Source organism: Bacillus sp. NPDC060175, assembly GCF_042728695.1.
Lineage (GTDB): Bacteria > Bacillota > Bacilli > Bacillales > Bacillaceae_G > Bacillus_A.
In genome coordinates, this window is the sequence record NZ_JBHWYR010000004.1 from 64,907 (window position 1) to 85,986 (window position 21,080).

The following is a 21,080-nucleotide window of genomic DNA, read 5'->3' on the forward strand; positions in this document are numbered from 1 at the left end:
GTAACCGTTTACAGAAAATAATATAACGCATTTATAAAAATACGTCAATCATTTCTCACTAAAAAGCTTTTAAGGTTATACTCAAAAAAAGCACCGCCATAAGGCGATGCTTTTTCATTATGAATATGATACAGTTTGTTCTTTCTCTTCTACAGCAGGCTCTTCTGCAGCTTTTTTACGATCAGATAGTTTAATCTTCTGTAAGAAAATCGTAAAGATTGCACCTACTACGATAAATACTAATCCTGTTAAAAATACAGTATGAAGCGAATCCACCAAAGAACTTTTCAAAACCGGTACGATACTGTTAGAAAATGCTTCTGGCATTTGTTTTAATGCCTCTGGACTAAAGAGCATAGAATATAAACTCTGTGGATCTGTATGAATCATATCTTTCAATTTTGTTACCATTTGTCCCGCTTCTTTTGGGAATGTATCTAATACAGGTACTAATTTATTTGTTAACGTTGTACCTGAAGTGTTATTCATAATTGATCCTAAAATTGTAATCCCAAACGTTCCACCGATTTGACGGAAGAATTGACTTGATGATGTTACAACACCAAGATCTTTTTTCGGGAAGCTTTCTTGTAATGCTAATGTTAATATCGGCATAACAAGACCCATTCCTAAACCGATAATCATCATATAAGAAGTAGCGGTAAGCTTAGTTGTGTGCATATCCATCGTTGTTAATAACCAGAAACCACTAGCCATAATAAGCATCCCTGTAATAATTTGTGGTTTCACACCAACTTTTAATACAAGTTGACCACCGATAATACTCATAACGATCATTGTGATCATCATCGGTGTCATAATCGTTCCTGATTCAGCAGCACTTACGCCTACAATTCCTTGCATAAAGAACGGTACGAACATAATTGCTCCAAACATTCCGATACTCATAAAGAAACCGATCGCATTCAGTAGTGTAAATGTGCGGTTTTTAAAGAAGTGCATCGGTAAAATTGGTTCTTCAGCCTTCGTTTCAACAATAACAAAGCTAACAATACCAATGGCAGCTAGTGCAAATAACCCGATAATTTGCCAAGAACCCCATGCATAATCTTTCCCGCCAAACGTTAACGCAAGTAATAAACTTACAACACCGAGAATCATCGTGAAGATTCCAGCGATATCAATTTTAATTGGTCCTGTTTGTTTATGTGCTTTTAATCCCATTGCAATAAAGATTGTCGCTAAAATACCAACTGGTAAGTTAATATAGAATACCCATCTCCAGTCCACTGCGTCTACAATCCAACCACCAACTTGTGGTCCAATTACAGAGGCAAGACCATATAGAGCTCCAAAAATACCTTGCCATTTAGCACGTTCTTTTCCCGTGAACATATCTCCGATAATAATCATAGCCATTGGCATCATAATACCGCCACCAAGACCTTGAATACCACGGAAAATAATTAATTCTGTCATACCGTTTGCCATACCACATAACGCTGAACCAGCCATAAAGATAATTAATCCTGCTATATATACGTTACGACGCCCAAGTAAATCCGCTAATTTACCTGCAATCGGTACAACCGTTGTTGATGTTAACATGTAAGCTGTTGTTAACCATGTCATTAAACTTAATCCGCCTAGCTCACCGACGATACGCGGCATTGCTGTACCAACGATTGTTCCGTCCAATGCAGCAAATAGCATTGCGATTACTAAACCGATTAACAACAACTTTCTATTCTGATTTTCTTGTTGCTCCATGTAATCTCCTCAATTCCTCTTAGTTTTTCTCTTTTTTCTCTTGTGTCCCGCAAATAATTGTTTCTAGCTTTTCAAAGAGGCGTAACAAATCTTCCCTCTCTTGTAATTCTAAGTGTGAGAAGTATTTTGCAATATGCTCATTACGAGCCGCCATCGCTTCTTCTACTGCAGCTTTCCCCTTTTTCGTTAGCTCAATGATAACAACGCGGCGATCATTATCGTCGTGATAGCGCTCTACTAACCCATGATCAATTAAACGATCAATCATTACTGTAATCGCGCTCGGTTTCACGTACATTTTCTCCGCCAATTGTGTCGCTCTTGAAGCTCCGTAATGATCTAAAATCTTTAAAATATAAAACTGCGGTGGTGTAAGTCCTGATGCTTGCATTTGTTCTAATAGCTCTGTTTGCATTTTCTTTCCTATAGCGAATGTAAGAGCTTGAATCTTATCAATATGAGTCATATCATTTGGCATGTTATCCACCTCTTATTTAAGCAATAAAATATTTAACGTATTTAAATATTAATCCCACAAACAAAATACGTCAACAACTTTCTTTATAAAAACGTTTACATTTTTGTCGCAAAGTTGTATAATTTTCGTCGAAGTTAATATTGACAGTCACGGAGAATCGGAGTATACGGCTATGAATCATAAAAAAGGGAACTTTTTTATATTTCATAGCCTTTTTGTGTTCTCTCTGTCTTAAAACGCTTCGAATTAATTAGGGGAGGATTTTCATTTTATGTTTTTCACACAATTATTTAAACCTGCGCCCCACGCAGAACGCTTACCTACTGATCGCACTGATAGCGAATACCGTAAATTGCGTTTACAAGTATTCTTAGGTATCTTCATCGGTTATGCGGGTTACTACTTTGTTCGAAAAAACTTTTCACTCGCAATGCCATACTTAATCGAACAAGGCTTTAGTAAAGGGGAACTTGGAGTTATCCTTTCAGCAGTATCTATCGCTTACGGATTAAGTAAATTTCTTATGGGTATCGTATCCGATCGTTGTAATCCTCGCTACTTTTTAGCAGCTGGGCTATTTTTATCCGGTATCATTAATATTATTTTCGGCTCATTTTCTTTCATTACAACGAGCATTATACTTATGTTTGTACTTCAGTTTTTAAATGGATGGGTACAAGGTATGGGATGGCCTCCTTGTGGCCGTACGATGGTTCACTGGTTCTCCGTTAGTGAACGTGGTACAAAAATGTCTATTTGGAACGTCGCTCATAATGTCGGCGGCGCGCTTATGCCTTCTCTCGTTACATTAGGCTTATATTTCTTTGCAAATGACTGGAAAAGTATATTTTACTTCCCAGGTATTCTTTCAATTTTAGTGGGTATTTATGTATTAATTACGATGAGAGATACACCTCAATCTTGCGGATTACCTTCTATTGAAGAACACACTGGGGAATATCCATCAGATGAAAAAGTAGCGGACCGTGAACGCGAGCTTTCGGTAAAGGAAATTTTATTTACATACATATTAAACAATAAGTTTTTATGGTACATCGCTATCGCTAACGTTTTTGTTTATTTCGTTCGTTACGGCGTTGTAGACTGGGCTCCTACTTATTTAGTAGAAGAAAAAAGCTTTACTCATAGTAGCTCACGTACAGCTTATGCTCTATACGAATGGGCTGGTATTCCAGGTACACTTCTTTGCGGATGGATGAGTGATAAACTATTTAAAGGGCGCCGCGCACCTGCTGGTATTTTATTTATGGTCGGTGTATTCATTGCCGTTCTTGTTTACTGGCTAAATCCTCCTGGTAATCCAATGGTTGATAGTATCGCACTTGTCTCAATTGGATTTTTAATTTACGGACCTGTTATGTTAATTGGTCTACACGCTCTTGACTTAGCACCAAAGAAAGCTGCTGGAACTGCAGCAGGCCTAACTGGCTTCTTCGGTTACTTAGGTGGAGCAACTTTCGCTAGTGCCGCTATGGGCTTTATCGTAGATGCATTCGGATGGGACGGCGGATTCATTTTGCTCCTTGCTTCTTGTGTGCTTGCAATGTTCTTCCTTGCTCTTACTTTAAATACAGGATCTGCTAAATCAAAAGAAGTTTAAACAAAATATAATGTGTAGAAAAATAAACATAAAAATAGCTCTCAGCATTTACTTACATGCTAAGAGCTATTTTTTATTTATCGTTCTTCTCTTGCTATTTATATTAATCATTTCCCTTCTATTCATACGATTAAAACATTTGCTGAAACATCTTTATTAAAACAGCTAACATAACAGATCCAGCAAATCCACCTAAACAAATTAAACTTACCCCTTGGCTATAAGACAAATTTTGAAATGATTTCATACCTTCCATCCTCCCTATATCCCCTTTGATATTTTTATTGTATCAATGGGAAAAATTTCATAACATCGATTTCGCTGACAACTAACTTACAAATTTGTAAGTTAACATTTTTTAAAACTTATATATATTCTGTCCACATTCTCCCTCTTAATACATCAAAAAAGACCTCGAATTATATCAAGGTCTTGCTTACATCACAGAATATCTCACTCAATTTATTTTATCCCGCTATTCGCCGGGCAGTAAGACCCCCACCTCAAAATTCAGTGAAAGCAAAGAAGTTAGGTCGGGGATGAACAAACCCCCCACTGATTAAAGCTTCACTTTATAATCATCACCGGGCATTTCACACGTTTTGCTATTTTATGACTTACACTACCAAGCACCATTTCTTGCAGTGTATTTAGCCCTCTACTCCCAGCAATAATAAGATCTATATCTCCTGTATTTACATATTGAACAATCGTATCTCCTGGATCGCCATGTAGAATCGTAATTTTGTAGGAAATGTGCTCTTTCTTTAATAAACCCTCAATCTCTTTTAATTTATCTTTTCGACTAGCTGATATTGTTTCTAAATCCGTTTGTCCTTGTATAATATCTGACTTTGCCGTTCTATTATCTACTACGTACACAACTTCAACATGTGTTTCTTCGTTAAATTTCGCAATATATGTTGCATGCTCGGCTGCTCGAAGTGCATGTTCAGAACCATCGCATGCTAATAAAATTTGTTTGTACATATGCTGAATCCCCTTTTCGTTATCCTACTCGTATTATAATACAAAAGCCCCCTTTTTTGTCTTTCAAAAAGGAGGCATAGTTAACTACGTAAATCCCAATTCACCTTTCAGCATATACATTACTGCTTTATAAAATAAAATTAACCCGTACTCATTTCTTCTCTCTGTTTTAACTCGGCACGAGGCAAAACAAGGGGCTGACCGTTTCTACGCATGGCTAGAGGCTCTCTTCCAACAAAAAAAGATTGCATTCCTTTTCTTTAACTAGCAATTCTCTTATTATAGGTGGCTAAATTTGAAACAATCTTCGAGCTTCGTTCATTTAACCCTGTAATCCTTACTTTCACACCGTTCTGTTCATACTTCATTATAACTTTATCAATTGCCGCTACTGCTGAATCATCCCATACGTGTGCGTTAGTAAAGCTCATCTCAATTTCTTTCACATCTTCATTGTATGAAAAAGCATTTATATACTCTGCCGTAGATGCGAAGAATAGTTGGCCGTGAATTTCGTATATTTTCTTATTTTCAATATACAAATGTTTCACGTGAATCTTTGCCATATTGAATGCAAATAAAACTGCACTAATTATCGTTCCGATAATTACACCTAATCCTAAATTATGTGTAATTAGGACAATCACAACTGTTACGATCATAACAAAAGCATTCCCTTTTGGGACTTTATGAATCGTCGCTACAGAGTTCCAATCAAACGTCCCAATCGAAACCATAATCATAACTGCAACTAAAGCTGCCATCGGAATATGAACAACGTAATCACCTAAAACAAATAGCAATACGATTAAAAAACCGCCGGCTACAAGCGTCGATAATCTCCCTCGACCACCTGATTTAATATTAATAACAGATTGTCCAATCATTGCACATCCTGCCATTCCTCCGAAAAACCCAGCAACAACATTCGCAATCCCTTGCCCACGTGCTTCCTTATGTTTATTACTTTCGGTATGTGTCATATCGTCTAAAACCGATGCCGTTAATAATGACTCTAGTAAGCCGATAATTGCAAGCATAACTGCGTATGGAAAAATAATACCTAATGTCTCAAGTGTAAACGGCACATCAGGAATGCTAAAGAACGGTAATTCTTTCGGTAAGCTTCCCATATCCCCTACTGTTTTTAACTGTAATCCGCTCATAAGTGCAATGCTTGTCACAATAATAATTGAAATAAGTGTAGACGGAACAGCCGTCGTAATACGTGGAAATAAATATATAATTGCAAGTCCTAATGCGACAAGTGCATACATTTGCCAAGTTACATTTTTAAAATGTGGCAGTTGTGCTGTAAAAACTAAAATTCCAAGTGCGTTTAAAAAACCACTCATAACAGATTTAGGAACAAACTTCATAAATGAGCTCAGCTTGAACACTCCAAAAATAATTTGAACAATACCTGTTACTATTGTCACAGCAAATAAATATTGCAAACCGTGATCTTTAACGAGCGTCACCATTAATAATGCCATTGCACCTGTTGCAGCTGAAATCATCCCAGGTCTTCCACCAACAAATGAAATTGTAACTGCAATACAAAAAGCGGCGTATAATCCAACGGTCGGATCCACACCCGCAATAACAGAGAAAGCTATCGCTTCAGGAATTAATGCTAAAGCAACGACAATTCCTGATAGTACGTCCCCTTTCACATTAGAAAACCATTCATTTTTTATCTTTTGAAACAAGCTACCACCCTCTACTCTTTTATCATTTGATTCTCTCCGTAAGAAAATCTAGGCCGACTGCACGAAGGCTATTATATAACGAGCAAAGGATGTTGTGCTATGTAAAAGCTTCCTAAAGAAAAGGCGCTACCTTAGCAGCGTCTTTTCTCATTTCATTAATGTCCACCGTGACCTTGACCACTTTCCTGAACAATCTCTAACCTCTCATCCAATATACCTTGCGTTTCAAATGAAATATCACTAGTACTTCCTAATAGGAAACCATGGTTATACGGTCCAAGTGTTGGGTCATCCTTAAACTTCGGTTGAATCGTAGCAAGGAAGTCATAAACTTGTTGTGAAGCTTTTCCTTCCTCAAGCAAAACAACAGGGGCATGTTTACCCATATGTGAAAACGGTGCTCCCGCAATTGCTAAGTCTGGTGTTTTACTCGAAACAAACGACAAACCGTGACCTGGTTTTGTGAACCCCCAGCCAAATTTCGTTTTTTTATCTTTAAATTTCACAAATGCAACCGAATTTTCTGTTGGATTCTCTCCACTAATACGTGTTACTTTTCCGTATTTACTTAACTCTTTTTCTACTTCTTTTGAAATGATTTTTTCTGGTCCTAATACATATATATTTGCTTTATCTTTTCTCATTTTTAATGCCTCTATTGTCGCTTCTGGCACCTTATCTTTTTCTGTATATAAAAGTGGCTCTGGCATATGAGAAATCCAATTTACAACTGGTGTTGTATATAAACGCCCTTCATCTTCAGACGAACCGATAATAACGCTATTTGGATAATTCCCTGTTATATCGGCATATTCTTTATCAACATCTTTGGCAAATTTAGCTGGATCCGTTTCTTTTATTTGCTTTACTTTATATTCTTTTAATTGCTCTAGGCTAGATGCCCCTACATCCCCCATCACCATAATTTGCGTTCCATCTTTCGTTCCGAGCGGATTTAATCGTTTTATTTCTTTTAACGTCATTTCGGGTACCTTTTCTTTTTCTATAAATAAAATCGGTCCGTTATTCGGATGATGAATAAGATCCGCACTTGCAATACCTAATTGCCACTCGTTCACTGGCACTAAAATAATAGCGCCTGGCTGATTCTCTTTATGCGTTGCTGGCCATATCGTTTGCGAAGTTAATACTGCCATTTGCAGAGGATCATTTGTATTTAATCTCGTTACATTTTTTAAACTTGTCGTTAATAAATCATTCGATGCACCTTGATTCATTTCTTTCGGCGCAGTTACCTCCTGATTCATTTTCATTTCCTTTTGCTCTGTTTTCTTCTCTTCTGTGGGTTCATGATTTTTATGATTTGTGTTCGTTTGCCCACATGCCGCAAGACCGACTGTCGCAATTATTGTTATCCCAAAAATCCGGGTCATCTTTTTCACTATATCGCCTCCGTATTAATCGTTTTCGAGCCAATATTATTACCTAAAATGGAATTTCAACTTTACAATAACAAGCAATTCTGAAGAAATTATGCAGATGCATTATAATCTGCACCATTTCTTCATGATTTTGACTTACAATTTAAGTAATAACTACAAATGCGGAGGTACTCTATGATCGATATACTACTCGTAGATGATGAACCGAGAATGCTTGAATTATTAACACTTTATCTTACTCCAATCGGATACAACTGCGTATGTGCAGTGTCCGGAGAAGAAGCTATTTCACATATAGAAAATCGAAACTTCAAATTTATTTTACTCGATATTATGATGCCGAAGATGGATGGATGGGAAACGTGCAAAAGAATTCGATCATTTAGTAACGATCCTATCATTATGGTAACTGCTCGTGATCAAACGGTAGATATCATCCAAGGGTTAAAACTTGGAGCAGATGATTACGTGACGAAACCATTCCACGAAGAAGAGCTCTTTGCAAGAATAGAAGCTGTTTTACGCCGAACGAATCAGCGTACGCAAATCCAATATCAAGGCATTTTATGGGATGAGGCCAAGCATTTCGTTTCTGTCTATAATGAAGAAATTCTTCTCACACCAATCGAATTCTCTTTACTCGGATTATTTTTACGTCATGTGAACTACGTATTAAGCCGTGATCAGCTCATTGAACGAATTTGGGGTTTAAATACAAATACAGAAGATAGAACAGTCGATTCACATATTCGTAATTTGCGTGATAAATTACGAAAAGTAAATTTCCCTATTGATCACCATTTAAAAACTGTATATGGAGTAGGCTATAGATGGATTGATACACTATATTAAGGAGAAAAGCGATGAAGCGAATTTCTATTCAACTCGGATTTTATTTTCTAATTGTTACACTTTTAATCGAAAGTGTTCTATTTGTCTTGCTCTATTATAGCCTTGTAAACAATAGAGTAAATGAAGAAATGACTGCTTTATTAAAGCGTGGAAATAGTCACCGAGATGTCCTTGAAAAATATTTTGACAGGCAAACAATCTCCCATGTTGCTTTAATGGAATCCGAAGCTGAAACAACTGTTATTATTACAAATGCAAATAAGGAAATACTAGCTAAATCCAATGAAATAAATACTACTATAAAAAAACATATTGAAGGAATGCAAACACGAACAGATCATGATGGAGCAATTATAGAGAATCATTGGAAAACATCTAATTATATATGTACAGTTAGCCCAATTGTAGTGGCAGGAAAAACGGAAGGCTATGTATATATGTTTCTCGGGACGGAATCAATCGAAGAAATGGTTAACGGGCTCACACGGCAATTCATTATCGCTGGAGTCATTACTTTCCTATTAACAGCCATCACCATTTTTCTATTATCACGTTTGTTAACAAAACCATTGTTACACATGAAACAAGCGACTGAAAAAATGAGTAAGGGCGATTTATCCGTTTCATTAACAACTACTCGAAATGACGAAATTGGTGAACTAGCACAATCTATCCAAACTCTCGCAAATGATTTACATTATATGAAAACAGAGCGAAGTGAATTTCTAGCAAGTGTTGCTCACGAATTACGAACACCATTAACGTACGTAAGAGGTTATGCTGACATTGCATTAAAAGAAAACACACCCCCAGAGCAACGTTTACGATACTTATCCATTATAAAAGACGAGTCTGATTATATTACAAACTTAGTCCAAGATTTATTTTCACTCGCTCAAATGGAAAAGCATAACTTTTTCATTCAAGTACAGGAAGTGCATTTACACCCCTTCCTTACTCGCATAGCCGAAAAAATAAACGCGATGTATAAGGAAAGACACATTAAAGTTTCTTTCACTTGTCCTCCTTCACTGTTAGTAAACTTGGATGAACAGCGATTCGAACAAGTTGTAGTGAACATTTTAAATAACGCTTATAGACATTCCAAGGAAGATTCTCATATCAATATTTCTGTTACAGAAGAACATAAACGTATTTCCATCAACATTGAGGACGAAGGTGAAGGCATTCCGCCCGAAGACCTCCCTCACATTTTTGATCGCTTTTATCGTGTTGATAAAGCAAGAACACGAGCTACAGGTGGGACCGGTTTAGGGCTATCTATCGTAAAGGAAATTGTAGAGCTACACGGTGGGAATATTACAGTCACAAGTGAGGTTGATCATGGGTCTTGTTTTATAATTTCATTACCATCTATAAAGAAACACGACTATCATCAATAGTCGTGTTTCTTTATCATTTTACTTTATAATATAAATTTACAAATTGCCCAAAACGTTTCGTATCCGTTAAAGTTAAATTAATTTCCGGATTCTTTTCTTTAAATAGCGGAATACCAGAACCTAATATGTGAGGTGTAATCGTAACAACATATTCATCAATTAGATTATTCTTAAAGAACTCTCTCAGTAGACTCCCTCCACCGACCATCCATATTTTAGATCCTTCCTGCCCTTTCAACCTTTTGGTAAACTCCGCAACATCTTCATTTACAAACTCTACATGTCCGTTTGAACCTTTTTCTGAATTAGAAAACACGTAACATTTTTTATCTAAGTACGGGGATGTTTCTGTATGCTCTACTACATAATCGTACGTTCTCTTTCCCATAATTATCGTATCAATTGTTTCGTACATTTCTGTATAACCGTTGTCTCCCTCACCTTCTGTTGCCATTAACCACTCTAAATCATCATCTTCTTTCGCGATAAATCCATCTAAGCTCGCTGCAATAAATAAAACAATTTCACGTGACATATCTTTTCCTCCTTACAGCTTCTATTGATAAAATCGTCTTATAAGCACTATACTAACCATAAAACATGACAACTTATGTCATGTTAAAAAAGAAAAAGGTGATATCCTTGTCAAAAGCAAAACGTTTACTAGACATTCTTATATTTGCTTCTGCGAAAAGAAAATTTACAGCTCAAGAAATAGCTGATGAATTTAATATTTCCGTTCGTACGGTCCATAGATATATTTTAGATTTAAGTGATATGGGATTACCCATTTACGCTGAACAAGGTCGTAATGGGGGATATAAAGTATTAACAAGCAGCATGCTTCCCCCCATTTTATTTACCGAAGAAGAAGCGGTCTCCATCTTTTTTGCTTTCCAATCTTTAAGCTACTATCGTAACTTGCCTTTTAATACAGAAATCAATTCTGTTACTCATAAACTGTATAGCTCTCTACAAAATGATGCGAAAGCTAAAGTTGATAAAATACGTTCTTATATCGCTTTTTGGAATCCGAAGAGAACAATTGAGACAACTTTTTTAAACGAAGTATTAACAGCGGCTATTGAAAATAAAAACTTACACTTTCAATACGAGTCTAAATCGGGGATTAAAACAAAACATGTTCATCCTATCGGTGTATATGCTCACGACGGTTTATGGTATTTGCCATCCTATGACTTTAGTAGAAAAAAGGTATTACTGTATCGCGTTGATCGTATTCTTTCTATATTATCAACAGAAGAAAATAAAGATACGTTCATGAATTTAGAAGAATGGTTCGAATCTAACTCTAACGTAGTACACACTCCTATCCAATTACATGTTTTATTAACGACAGAAGGCGTGCGCCAATGTAAAAGCGTTCCTTACCTTGAAGAATTCGTGGTAGTAAACGAAGATGGGACAGGATATATAGATTCAACAATTGATAAAGGTGAAATTAATTTTATTACGCCTCTATTTTATCGGCTTGGAAAAGATGCACAAGTTTTAGAACCGAGAGAATTAATAGATGGTTTACGTATACGTGCGAAAGAAATTTTAAATATGTATGAAAATTAAAAAGCTGCTAAATATAAGCAGCTTTTTAGTCTAGTTGTTCCTATTATGTTTACTATTGACGAATATCGAACCACCAACGATATTCCGCATTCATATTTTCAGTGCCCCCATTCCCCCTGTAATGGAAAGCATCAAGAAAGATTGAATCTAGTTTATCCTCATCTACAAAATAACCTAAGTTAACTTTTACTGTTTCCCCTGGTGTGATACTGCCAATATTGTAAAAGCTTTTCCCATCTCCGTGAGGTTCTAAATAATCAACTTCGCCTGTCATAATATTTTTTTCTGCAATTCCATCTTTCCCAGCATAATTCCATACATTTCCTTTACCTTTAAGCACTTTTATGGATGGATGCATATAAATTTCTTCTATCTCCTGTTTACCTATATTTTTCACTGTTGTTGTCAGGTAGACAAATTTAGGATGAATTAATTTTGACTCTACTAATTTATCAATTGAATCTTTACCATTTCCAACTTTATATTCATCCCGTCTATATGGTATCAATTGTCCCGCTTGATCCAAAGCTTTATTCTTGCTTAGTTTATCTAGTCCAAGTTCATTAAAGTTCTCTTGTTTAAAATCTTTGATTGAATCAAAAACTTCAACTTTTTCTATAACATATTCAATTTGGCTCTGATCCATAGATATCGTTACTGGAACCTTTTGCCCTATATGAAATAGTCGTTTGCTATCTTTTTTCAAAGGAATAACCTTAGTTTTTTTAGGTTCATCTGCTTGGCTAAAATACTTTTTATCATAATCTGCTATATGTGATGCCTTTTCTTTTGATGTGGGCTCAAGTGAAATGTTCCCTAACACATCCATCATTTGTTGTTCGTTTATATCTGATCCAATAAAACTTTCTAACATAATCCCTTCTTTCTCAAAAAAGAGAAAGACCTTCCTATCAAACATTACATTGTTGTTTCCAGTTTCTTTATGAACAATTACTGCTTTCCTGCCATTTATCTCTTTTTCTTCATAGCTTTTTGAATATAAAGTTTGAAAGTCCGCATTTTCCCCCACTCTCCAAAGAGCAAATGAAAATCCACCCATTGCGTCGTTATCTTTAAATGAATATTTCATAGCAGAGTCATCAATTGCTTCCATATTTTCTGGTAATTTACCAACTTTCAACTTATACCACTTATCAATATTTTTCGATTCCTTATTCGTTACTGAAACATTTACTTCGTAATTTTGTTTTTGAACAATCATATTATAGACTTTTACTGCACCAAAAACGGTTGTCGGCATACCAATCAATAAACAGGCCGCAGCGATTAACATACGATGTCTTTTACGCTTTGTCTGTGGTCGCTCGCCTTTCAGCTTCATTTCCTCCATAAACAATTTCTTTTTGTGCGTATATGTATGTGAAAATTCATGTTGTTCTTCGAGTGTATCAAAATCATCTACAGCAATCTTTTCAGCAAGGTCATACATTTCTTTGGAGTTCTTTGAATTCGTCATTTTGTATACCTCCTATAATATTTTGTACTCGTTTTCGAGCGCGCTCAAATTGCTTGCGGACATTAGCCTCGGTTATCCCCATTACACTTAAAATCTCTTGATACGTTAAGTTATAGAAGACTTTATACTTAAACACCTGTCTGTTAGACTCATTTAACTCTTTTAGCAATGTATCAATTTGAACCTCAGACATTAGACGTTTTTCCCACTCTTCAATATTTTCATCTGCTACGTCTGTTGATTCTCTTTGATATTCTTCTAAAAATGTTTCATGTCGTTTATTTTTCCGGTAGCTATCAATCGCTTTGTTTTTTGCAACCCTCAAAATGTATCGTTTAAGCTCTTGAGTGTTCAAACTATGGAGCTTTTCCAAATTCTTATAAAGTGTAATAAACGTCTCTTGAACTGCATCTTCAGCCTGCTGAATATTATTTAAAATAGAATAAGCTACATAATAAATTTTTTGTTCATACAACTCGTATAGCTCTTCCATCTTTTCGTAATCTTTGTTTGTAACTTTCATATAATTCCTCCTCTCATTCTATATAACGAATGAGCGATATACTTTGTGACACTGCAGAATTCTTTAATAGATAAAATCGAATAACAGAATAAAGAAAAGCCCAATTTCTCTATTTTAACTGAGAAATTGGGCTATTTAATATTAGTATTTTCCTAACTTTCCCCCTAAGAAAACTCCTCTTACACCTTTTCGCTATGTATTATTTTCTCTATTGCTTCTTTTAATAAATTCTTTGTCTCTTCAAAGTTATGATTCTGCTTTTCTCCCGGTTGTACGGTATAAAATTCAGCAAACGAACGCTCTTTAAATCTCGGTACAACATGCATGTGATAATGCGTTAACTCGTTAAAGATTCCACCATTTTGACAAATTGTAACTCCGTCTGGTTTATACAGTAATTTAATAGCCTTTGAAATAAGCTTAGAAGCATCCATAATCGCTTTTGCTACACAATCATCTAATTCATCCACTTCTACAACGTGCTGCTTTGGAACAATTAAAGTATGTCCCGCATAGAAAGGTGCATGATCTAAAAAACAAGTTACATAATCGTCTTCATATATTTTATATATAAGCTCTTCTTCATTTGCTAATTTACAACCTAAACATTTCATAATACTTCCCCCTCTGTAAAAAACATAAAAACGTGAGCGCCCTATTCTCACGTTTTTACATTTCACTTCATTAATTCAATTGTTTCTGTAACTTTTATACTATCCTTTACAGATTGAACAATTGTGCAATTTTTCACCGCAAGTTGCAGTGCCTTGTCTAATTGCTCTTCTGTAATGTTTTGCGCTTTAATTTTATAGTGCAAATGAACACTTTCAACTGGTTTTGATAGAGCTTCACTTCTACCAATTTTAGTTTCAATTGTAAACGTATCGTATGTAATACGTTTCTTTTCTAAAATCGTTCGAAAGACAATTGCACTACATCCTGCGATAGAAGAGATTAGTAATTGTAACGGTGAATATCCGTTTTCTTTTCCAATCGCTAATTGACCATACGATAACTCTGCTTCTATATCATCGTGTTTGATTGTTAGTTTCATTTGTTTTTTCCATCTCCACTTTCATCGGTTTCTTCCGTTTCTTACTCATATAATAATATATGTAGCAGAAAATGATAAATGGAATACCACAATATAACGCCATTCTTTGTTCTGGAATAAACGCTAAACTAATAACAACGATACTATTTGTAATTAAAGCTAAAATTGGAACAAGCGGGTATAGTGGTGTTCTATACTTTAAGTCCTCTAATTTTCCTCCACCTTTTAAATACTGACTTCTAAAGCGAAGTTGTGATAAAGCAATAATGATCCAACTTGAAACAGCAGATAAACCAGCTATAGATAATAAGTACATATATACTGTATCTTCTGCAAGGAAGCTTGTTAATAAGGATAACGCCGCAACAGCAATCGTTACGACTAGCGCTGTAATTGGAATACCACGTTTATTTACCTTCTTGAAAGAAGTTGGTGCCATTCCTTCATTTGCCAGTGACCATAGTATACGCGTTGCTGCATATAATCCTGAGTTCGCTACAGATAATAAAGCGGTAATAATAACAAAGTTCATAATATCAGCTGCATATGGAATACCGATTTTATCAAATACAACTACAAATGGACTTTCAATTATCCCTGCTTCTTTCCAAGAAATTAACCCTACTAAAATTGTCATTGTTAAAATGAAGAATAACATAATGCGCCATACTGTATTACGAATTGCGCGTGGAATTGTTTTTTCAGGATTCTGACTCTCTCCTGCTGCAATCCCGATTAACTCTGTTCCTTGGAAGGAAAAGTTAACTGTAATCATCGTAAGAAGCACTGCAGCTAGTCCATTTGGGAATAGCCCACCATCACTTACAAAGTTAGAGAAAAGAGGCGCTGCTTCTTTTCCATCGTATGGTAAAAATCCTAGTAATGCGCTACCACCAAGTAGAATGAATGCAATAATTGTAATTACTTTAATACTAGAGAACCAAAACTCTAATTCAGCATAACTCTTCGCTGATATTGCATTTGAAGCATATAAAATAACCCCGAATACGAGACACCATACCCAAACATCCACATTCGGAAACCATCTTTTCATCATTAAACCGATCGATGTTAATTCTAATCCTACTGTTACTGCCCATCCAATCCAGTATAGCCAGCCGATCATAAATCCAGTTCCTGGTCCGATAAACTTCGTCGCATACTTTTGGAAAGATCCTGAAACTGGCATTGCTACCGTTAGCTCTCCAAGACAAAGCATTGTTAAATACATAATAAATCCGCCCACTAAATATGAAAGGATGGCTCCCCCTGGTCCAGCCTGATTAATGGTATAACCTGAACCTAGAAAAAAACCAGTTCCGATTACACCACCTAGTGCGATCATAAATAAATGTCTACTCTTCATCGTACGATGTAATTGCTCATTCGTTGTTTGCTGCATCTTAATCCTCCCCTACAAGTACCCCTATATCTTGTTAAAATTTTCTGATAATAAAAATATACACGAAAGCGGTTACAATTTCTATATAAAATTAAAACTTTTCTGATAAAATAATATAAAAATCCAATTATTAATAGTTTACGATGCTAATTTGAGGTAAAAAAGGATTTATAAGGAAAAACTCTTACATTTTTTTGTAAGAGTTAACGTAATTCTAATCTTCTAGATAAAATTGATAAACCATAGTTTACAACGAAATACATACAAGCTACTAGTATAAATGTCGGAATCATATAATTTACATTCTGCCCGCTAATAATTTGAGCATTATGCATAAGCTCTGGCAATGATATAACAACTGCGAGCGATGTATCTTTTAGCAATGAAATAAACTGACTAACAAGCGGGGGGACCATTCTTCTTAATGCTTGCGGCAAAATAATATGCCAAAGCGCTTGCGCATACGTTAATCCAGAAGACCTTGCAGCCTCAATCTGCCCTTTTTCGATAGATAATAGACCGCTTCGAACAATTTCAGATATCATTGCCGCTTCAAATATTGTTAAAGCAACAATTGCAGCTGTTATAATTTCTAACTTCAATCCCGCTTCCGGAAGTGCAAAATACGTAAAAAATATAATTAAAAGTAACGGTAAATTTCGAATCACTTCCACGATAAAGCCTAATATTTGTGAGACGACAGGTATTTTCGTATAGCGCAATATTCCTATTACACTACCAATAATAAAGCTAAGTACAATTGCTACGAGCGCTACCTCTAACGTTATGAGTAATCCTTTTAATAAAAAGAGGACATGATCACCTGTTATCGCTCCTTTAAAATCCATTTATACCGCCTCCTTTGCCAAGCGTTTTTCTAAATAACGCACTAGCATACTGAGCGGAATTGTTAATATTAAATAAAACATCCCGACAAATATATAAACATCGAACGTAACAAATGTCTTCGTTGAAATTAAGTCTCCTTGATACATTAAATCAGTACCAGCAATAATTCCGAGTATTGATGAGTTTTTAACTAAATTGAGAAATTGGTTTCCTAAAGGGGGGATTACAATTTTCATAGCTTGGGGTAAGACGATATAATACATTCCCTGCACATACGTTAATCCTGAAGAACGCGCAGCCTCCATTTGCCCTTTTGCAACTGATAAAATGCCAGCGCGAATTACTTCCGCAATAAACGCTGCTGTATAAACTGTTAGTGCAACTGTCCCTGCTACAAAACCGTTGAAAGTAATTCCTATTACAGGCAAAGCAAAATAGAAAATGAATGCAATTAATACGAGTGGAATATTTCTTACAAACTCCACAAAAGCGGATCCCACCCAATTTAAAATACGAATCGGTGCAATACGCATTACCGCCAAAATTACCCCTAAAATAAAACTACCTATTAACGCAATTACACTAGACATAACCGTATATTTAAACCCTTCTAAGTACATATCAATGTTATTCGTTAATATAGAAAAATCAGGCACATATTCTCCCCTCTTTCTTTACAAGAAGAGGATGAGTACTCTCATCCTCTCACTCTTACTATTTATCACGAGAAATAAAGTTTCACTTTACTTCTCTTGTTTTTGACCGATCCATTTTTCATATAATTTGTCGTACTCTCCACTCGTCTTCATATCTTTTAGTAAGTTATTAATCTCTTTCGTTAAATCATCTGCACCTTTTTGCACTGCAATTCCATACGGTTCATCCGTAAAAATTTTCCCTACAACTTCATAATTAGCATCTTGTTTTGCCATTCCATAAAGAATCGCATTATCTGTCGTTAAAACATCGCCTTTACCTGCTTTTAACGCTGTAAATGCCTCACTATAATTCTCAAACTCTAATACTGTTGCTTCTGGTGATTTTTGACGGATGTTATTTGTAGACGTTGAGCCTTTTACAGCCAATGCTTTAACGCCTTGTTTCACATCATCAATATTTTTAATATTGCTTCCTTTTTTCACAAGTAACGATTGACCCGCTTTGAAATATACATCTGAAAAATCCACTTCTTTTTTACGCTCTTCCGTAATTGTCATTGTCGCAATAATGGCATCAATATCACCATTTTTCAGCATTGGAATACGTGTTTTAGACGTTACTTCTTTCAGCTCTAGTTTCTTTTCATCACCAAGAATTTTTTTCGCAAGCGCCTTCGCGATATCAATATCGAATCCTTCTACCTGCCCTGTTGAAGGATTTTTCAATCCAAATAAATTCGTATCATTCTTCACCCCGACTACTAATTTCCCGCGCTTCTTAATTTGTTCAACAACTCCGCCTTGTTTCGTATTTGTTTCTTTCGCCTCGTCTTTTTTACCCCCGCATCCAGCAACAATAAGTACGAATAAACATGAGAATACGATTAGTGTAAACAGCTTTTTCATTTTAATCATGAAATTCCTCCTTTAATGATTTAACACTCGGCTTAAAAATAGACGAGCTCTTTCTTGTTCAGGATTTGCAAAAAATTGTACTGGTGTTGTATCTTCGATAATTTGACCGTCATCCATAAATAAAATCCTATCTGCTACCTCACGTGCAAATCCCATCTCGTGTGTAACGACAACCATCGTCATGCCTTCTTTAGCCAGCGCTTTCATAACATCAAGCACTTCCCCAATCATCTCTGGATCAAGAGCAGACGTAGGCTCATCAAATAGCATAATTTCCGGTTGCATCGCGAGCCCTCTAGCAATCGCCACCCTTTGCTGTTGTCCACCAGATAGTTGATGTGGATATACACCTGCCTTCTCCGGGATTCCCACTTTCTCTAAATAAAACATCGCTGTTTGCTCCGCTTTTTCTTTGGAAACTTTATTTACTTTAATAGGTGCTAGTGTAATATTTTGAAGCACTGTTTTATGCGGGTATAAATAAAAGTGTTGAAAGACCATCCCAATATTTCGGCGCAATTCATTCATATTTGTTTTTGCATTGTGTACTTCCGTATTTTGTACAATTAATTCACCATCGGTAATTGCCTCCAATTGATTTATACACCGCAGCAACGTGCTTTTTCCTGATCCCGAAGGGCCAACAACTACTACCACTTCACCTTTTTTCACTTGTACATTAATATTTTTCAAAACTTGAAAGTTACCGTAATATTTATTAACTTTACGAAACTCAATCAACATACTCCCCCCTTCCCCTAACAAAGCATGTACATTCTTTTTATATTCAAAAATAGGCAAAAAAATAACTTTTAGCTTCATTTTGTCCATAAAAAAAGCAAAGGGATTTCCCTTTGCTCTCTCATTCCTATTCTATTAAGATACTTCTTCTTTTTTATCTTTCCCGTATTCATGCTCCCAGAAATCAGCATTTTTAATTCCTAATGACTGCGGATCGAATACTGGATCTTTTCCTTCTTTTTTCTGCTTTTCATAATCCTTTAATGCGATCAATGCCGGTTTTTGTAATAATAGAATCGCAATAATGTTAACCCATGCCATAATTCCTACACCAATATCTCCTAACGCCCATGCTGTTGCTGCTGTTTTTACACAACCGTAGAATACAACTCCTAAGAATACAAACTTTAGTACGATAGACATCCAAGGGCGGTCTTTATCACGGTTTAAGTAAGCTATATTCGTTTCTGCAATGTAGTAATAAGCCATAATTGTTGTAAATGCGAAGAATAGTAGAGAGATTGCGACGAAACCGTTTCCAAATCCAGGGAAAACAGATTCTACCGCTGCCTGTGTATAACCAGGACCTGGCTGTGCACCATTTAATTTATTGACGATAAAGTTTTTTCCGCTTGCATCAAATACGTTATACATGCCTGTAATAATCATCATAAATGCTGTTGCTGAACAAACAAATAATGTATCAATGTAAACGGAAAATGCTTGTACTAACCCTTGTTTAGCTGGATGCGATACTTCAGCAGCTGCCGCTGCATGAGCCCCAGTTCCTTGCCCTGCTTCATTTGAATAAATACCACGTTTTACACCCCAAGAAATTGCTAAACCAATAATCCCGCCAAAAGCTGCTTCTAATGCAAATGCACTTTTTAAAATTAACATGAAAGCGTCTGGTAATTTTTCAATATTCATAGCTACAATTACACAAGCTACTAAAATATAACCAAGCGCCATAAACGGCACTACAACTTGCGCTACGTTAACAATTCGCTTAACTCCACCAAATATAATAAGTGCTAATGCCGCTACTAATACCGCTCCTGATACGGAAGTATTAATACCAAAAGCTGTTTCTAAACTTACAGCAATACTATTCGCTTGAACACCTGGAAGCAGCATCCCCGTCGCAAGAATTGTCGCTGCAACGAACACTAATGCGTACCATTTAACACCTAGTCCTTTTTCAATGTAATAAGCAGGTCCACCGCGGAATTGCCCTTGATGCTTCGTCTTATATATTTGTGCAAGCGTCGATTCTACATATGCAGAACCAGCTCCTAGAAAGGCTACCGCCCACATCCAAAATACAGCCCCTGGACCACCAAAGGCAACAGCCGTTGCAACACCGGCAATATTTCCCGTTCCAACGCGCCCTGATAACGAAAGTGCTAACGCTTGGAATGAAGAAACACCCGCATCAGACTTTTCCCCTTGAAATGTAAGCTTCACCATTTCTCCTACATGTCTTACTTGTAAAAACCTCGTTCGAATGGAAAAATATAAGCCTACTCCTAAACATAAATAGACAAGTGCGGGACTCCAAACAATATTATTTATCCAACTTACGATAGCTTCCAACTTTCCCCCTCCTTCTTTATAAAGAATATTCAGAATATATATAAAATTATAAGTGTATACCGAATCTATAACAATATTATTTTAATAAAA

The 21,080-nt window shown here is 36.0% G+C and carries 21 protein-coding genes; 4 read left to right on the forward strand and 17 right to left on the reverse strand.

Annotated elements, in window-relative coordinates:
- Positions 1-117 precede the first annotated feature (117 nt).
- Complete coding sequence (locus ACFWDE_RS03470; RefSeq protein ID WP_002114116.1) at positions 118-1,731, reverse strand: MDR family MFS transporter; 1,614 nt, start codon at positions 1,729-1,731, stop codon at positions 118-120.
- A 19-nt stretch (positions 1,732-1,750) separates the two neighbouring features.
- Complete coding sequence (locus tag ACFWDE_RS03475) at positions 1,751-2,209, reverse strand: MarR family winged helix-turn-helix transcriptional regulator (RefSeq protein WP_264540095.1); 459 nt, start codon at positions 2,207-2,209, stop codon at positions 1,751-1,753.
- Positions 2,210-2,480: 271 nt separating this feature from the next.
- On the opposite strand from ACFWDE_RS03475, the gene glpT reads away from it, so the two are divergent.
- The gene (glpT, locus tag ACFWDE_RS03480; RefSeq protein WP_377890076.1) at positions 2,481-3,830 is read left to right on the forward strand and encodes a glycerol-3-phosphate transporter; all 1,350 of its coding nucleotides are present in this window, start codon (positions 2,481-2,483) and stop codon (positions 3,828-3,830) included.
- A 130-nt stretch (positions 3,831-3,960) separates the two neighbouring features.
- Here glpT and ACFWDE_RS03485 read toward each other — a convergent pair whose 3' ends face one another.
- From ACFWDE_RS03485 to ACFWDE_RS03500, 4 genes are all read right to left on the reverse strand, one after another.
- Positions 3,961-4,077 (reverse strand): DUF4027 family protein, encoded by a 117-nt coding sequence (locus tag ACFWDE_RS03485; RefSeq protein WP_002125236.1) that lies wholly within the window; start codon positions 4,075-4,077, stop codon positions 3,961-3,963.
- Positions 4,078-4,397: 320 nt separating this feature from the next.
- Entirely contained in the window at positions 4,398-4,820 is a 423-nt protein-coding gene (locus ACFWDE_RS03490; protein WP_377890078.1) for a universal stress protein, read from the reverse strand.
- A gap of 260 nt (positions 4,821-5,080) precedes the next feature.
- Entirely contained in the window at positions 5,081-6,532 is a 1,452-nt protein-coding gene (locus ACFWDE_RS03495) for a SulP family inorganic anion transporter (RefSeq protein ID WP_377890080.1), read from the reverse strand.
- Between the two features lie 155 nt (positions 6,533-6,687).
- Complete coding sequence (locus ACFWDE_RS03500) at positions 6,688-7,935, reverse strand: cell wall-binding repeat-containing protein (protein WP_377890082.1); 1,248 nt, start codon at positions 7,933-7,935, stop codon at positions 6,688-6,690.
- A 174-nt stretch (positions 7,936-8,109) separates the two neighbouring features.
- Between ACFWDE_RS03500 and ACFWDE_RS03505 the strand changes: the two genes are divergently transcribed.
- Together ACFWDE_RS03505 and ACFWDE_RS03510 are read left to right on the forward strand one after the other, a co-directional pair.
- Positions 8,110-8,787: a response regulator transcription factor gene (locus ACFWDE_RS03505; protein ID WP_377890084.1), complete on the forward strand. Its 678-nt coding sequence runs from the start codon at positions 8,110-8,112 to the stop codon at positions 8,785-8,787.
- Between the two features lie 11 nt (positions 8,788-8,798).
- On the forward strand, positions 8,799-10,190 hold the full coding sequence (locus ACFWDE_RS03510; RefSeq protein WP_377890086.1) for a sensor histidine kinase: 1,392 nt from the start codon (positions 8,799-8,801) through the stop codon (positions 10,188-10,190).
- Between the two features lie 13 nt (positions 10,191-10,203).
- On the opposite strand, the gene ACFWDE_RS03515 is transcribed toward ACFWDE_RS03510, so the two are convergent.
- Positions 10,204-10,725: a dihydrofolate reductase family protein gene (locus ACFWDE_RS03515; RefSeq protein ID WP_377890088.1), complete on the reverse strand. Its 522-nt coding sequence runs from the start codon at positions 10,723-10,725 to the stop codon at positions 10,204-10,206.
- Between the two features lie 65 nt (positions 10,726-10,790).
- Here ACFWDE_RS03515 and ACFWDE_RS03520 point away from each other — a divergent pair, with 65 nt between their 5' ends.
- The gene (locus ACFWDE_RS03520) at positions 10,791-11,774 is read left to right on the forward strand and encodes a helix-turn-helix transcriptional regulator (protein WP_377890090.1); all 984 of its coding nucleotides are present in this window, start codon (positions 10,791-10,793) and stop codon (positions 11,772-11,774) included.
- A gap of 52 nt (positions 11,775-11,826) precedes the next feature.
- Here ACFWDE_RS03520 and ACFWDE_RS03525 read toward each other — a convergent pair whose 3' ends face one another.
- The 10 genes from ACFWDE_RS03525 to ACFWDE_RS03570 form a co-directional block, all read right to left on the reverse strand.
- The gene (locus ACFWDE_RS03525) at positions 11,827-13,251 is read right to left on the reverse strand and encodes a DUF4367 domain-containing protein (protein ID WP_377890092.1); all 1,425 of its coding nucleotides are present in this window, start codon (positions 13,249-13,251) and stop codon (positions 11,827-11,829) included.
- Positions 13,217-13,774 carry an RNA polymerase sigma factor gene (locus ACFWDE_RS03530; RefSeq protein ID WP_377890094.1) on the reverse strand — a complete coding sequence of 186 codons (558 nt, stop codon included), beginning with the start codon at positions 13,772-13,774 and terminating at the stop codon, positions 13,217-13,219. Before ACFWDE_RS03530 ends, ACFWDE_RS03525 begins: the two co-directional genes overlap by 35 nt.
- Positions 13,775-13,953: 179 nt before the next feature.
- Positions 13,954-14,388: an HIT family protein gene (locus tag ACFWDE_RS03535; RefSeq protein WP_377890096.1), complete on the reverse strand. Its 435-nt coding sequence runs from the start codon at positions 14,386-14,388 to the stop codon at positions 13,954-13,956.
- Positions 14,389-14,450: 62 nt separating this feature from the next.
- On the reverse strand, positions 14,451-14,828 hold the full coding sequence (locus ACFWDE_RS03540; protein ID WP_377890098.1) for an OsmC family protein: 378 nt from the start codon (positions 14,826-14,828) through the stop codon (positions 14,451-14,453).
- The gene (locus ACFWDE_RS03545) at positions 14,803-16,230 is read right to left on the reverse strand and encodes an amino acid permease (protein ID WP_002204459.1); all 1,428 of its coding nucleotides are present in this window, start codon (positions 16,228-16,230) and stop codon (positions 14,803-14,805) included. The genes ACFWDE_RS03540 and ACFWDE_RS03545 overlap by 26 nt, the downstream gene beginning before the upstream one ends.
- Before the next feature lie 203 nt (positions 16,231-16,433).
- On the reverse strand, positions 16,434-17,078 hold the full coding sequence (locus ACFWDE_RS03550) for an amino acid ABC transporter permease (protein ID WP_377890100.1): 645 nt from the start codon (positions 17,076-17,078) through the stop codon (positions 16,434-16,436).
- A complete protein-coding gene (locus ACFWDE_RS03555; RefSeq protein WP_002204461.1) occupies positions 17,079-17,735 on the reverse strand; it encodes an amino acid ABC transporter permease in 657 nt (218 codons plus the stop codon).
- 87 nt (positions 17,736-17,822) lie between these two features.
- A complete protein-coding gene (locus tag ACFWDE_RS03560; protein WP_377890103.1) occupies positions 17,823-18,653 on the reverse strand; it encodes a transporter substrate-binding domain-containing protein in 831 nt (276 codons plus the stop codon).
- 12 nt (positions 18,654-18,665) lie between these two features.
- Positions 18,666-19,484: an amino acid ABC transporter ATP-binding protein gene (locus tag ACFWDE_RS03565; RefSeq protein WP_377890105.1), complete on the reverse strand. Its 819-nt coding sequence runs from the start codon at positions 19,482-19,484 to the stop codon at positions 18,666-18,668.
- A 45-nt stretch (positions 19,485-19,529) separates the two neighbouring features.
- Positions 19,530-20,990 carry an alanine/glycine:cation symporter family protein gene (locus tag ACFWDE_RS03570; RefSeq protein ID WP_377890107.1) on the reverse strand — a complete coding sequence of 487 codons (1,461 nt, stop codon included), beginning with the start codon at positions 20,988-20,990 and terminating at the stop codon, positions 19,530-19,532.
- Positions 20,991-21,080: the final 90 nt, after the last annotated feature.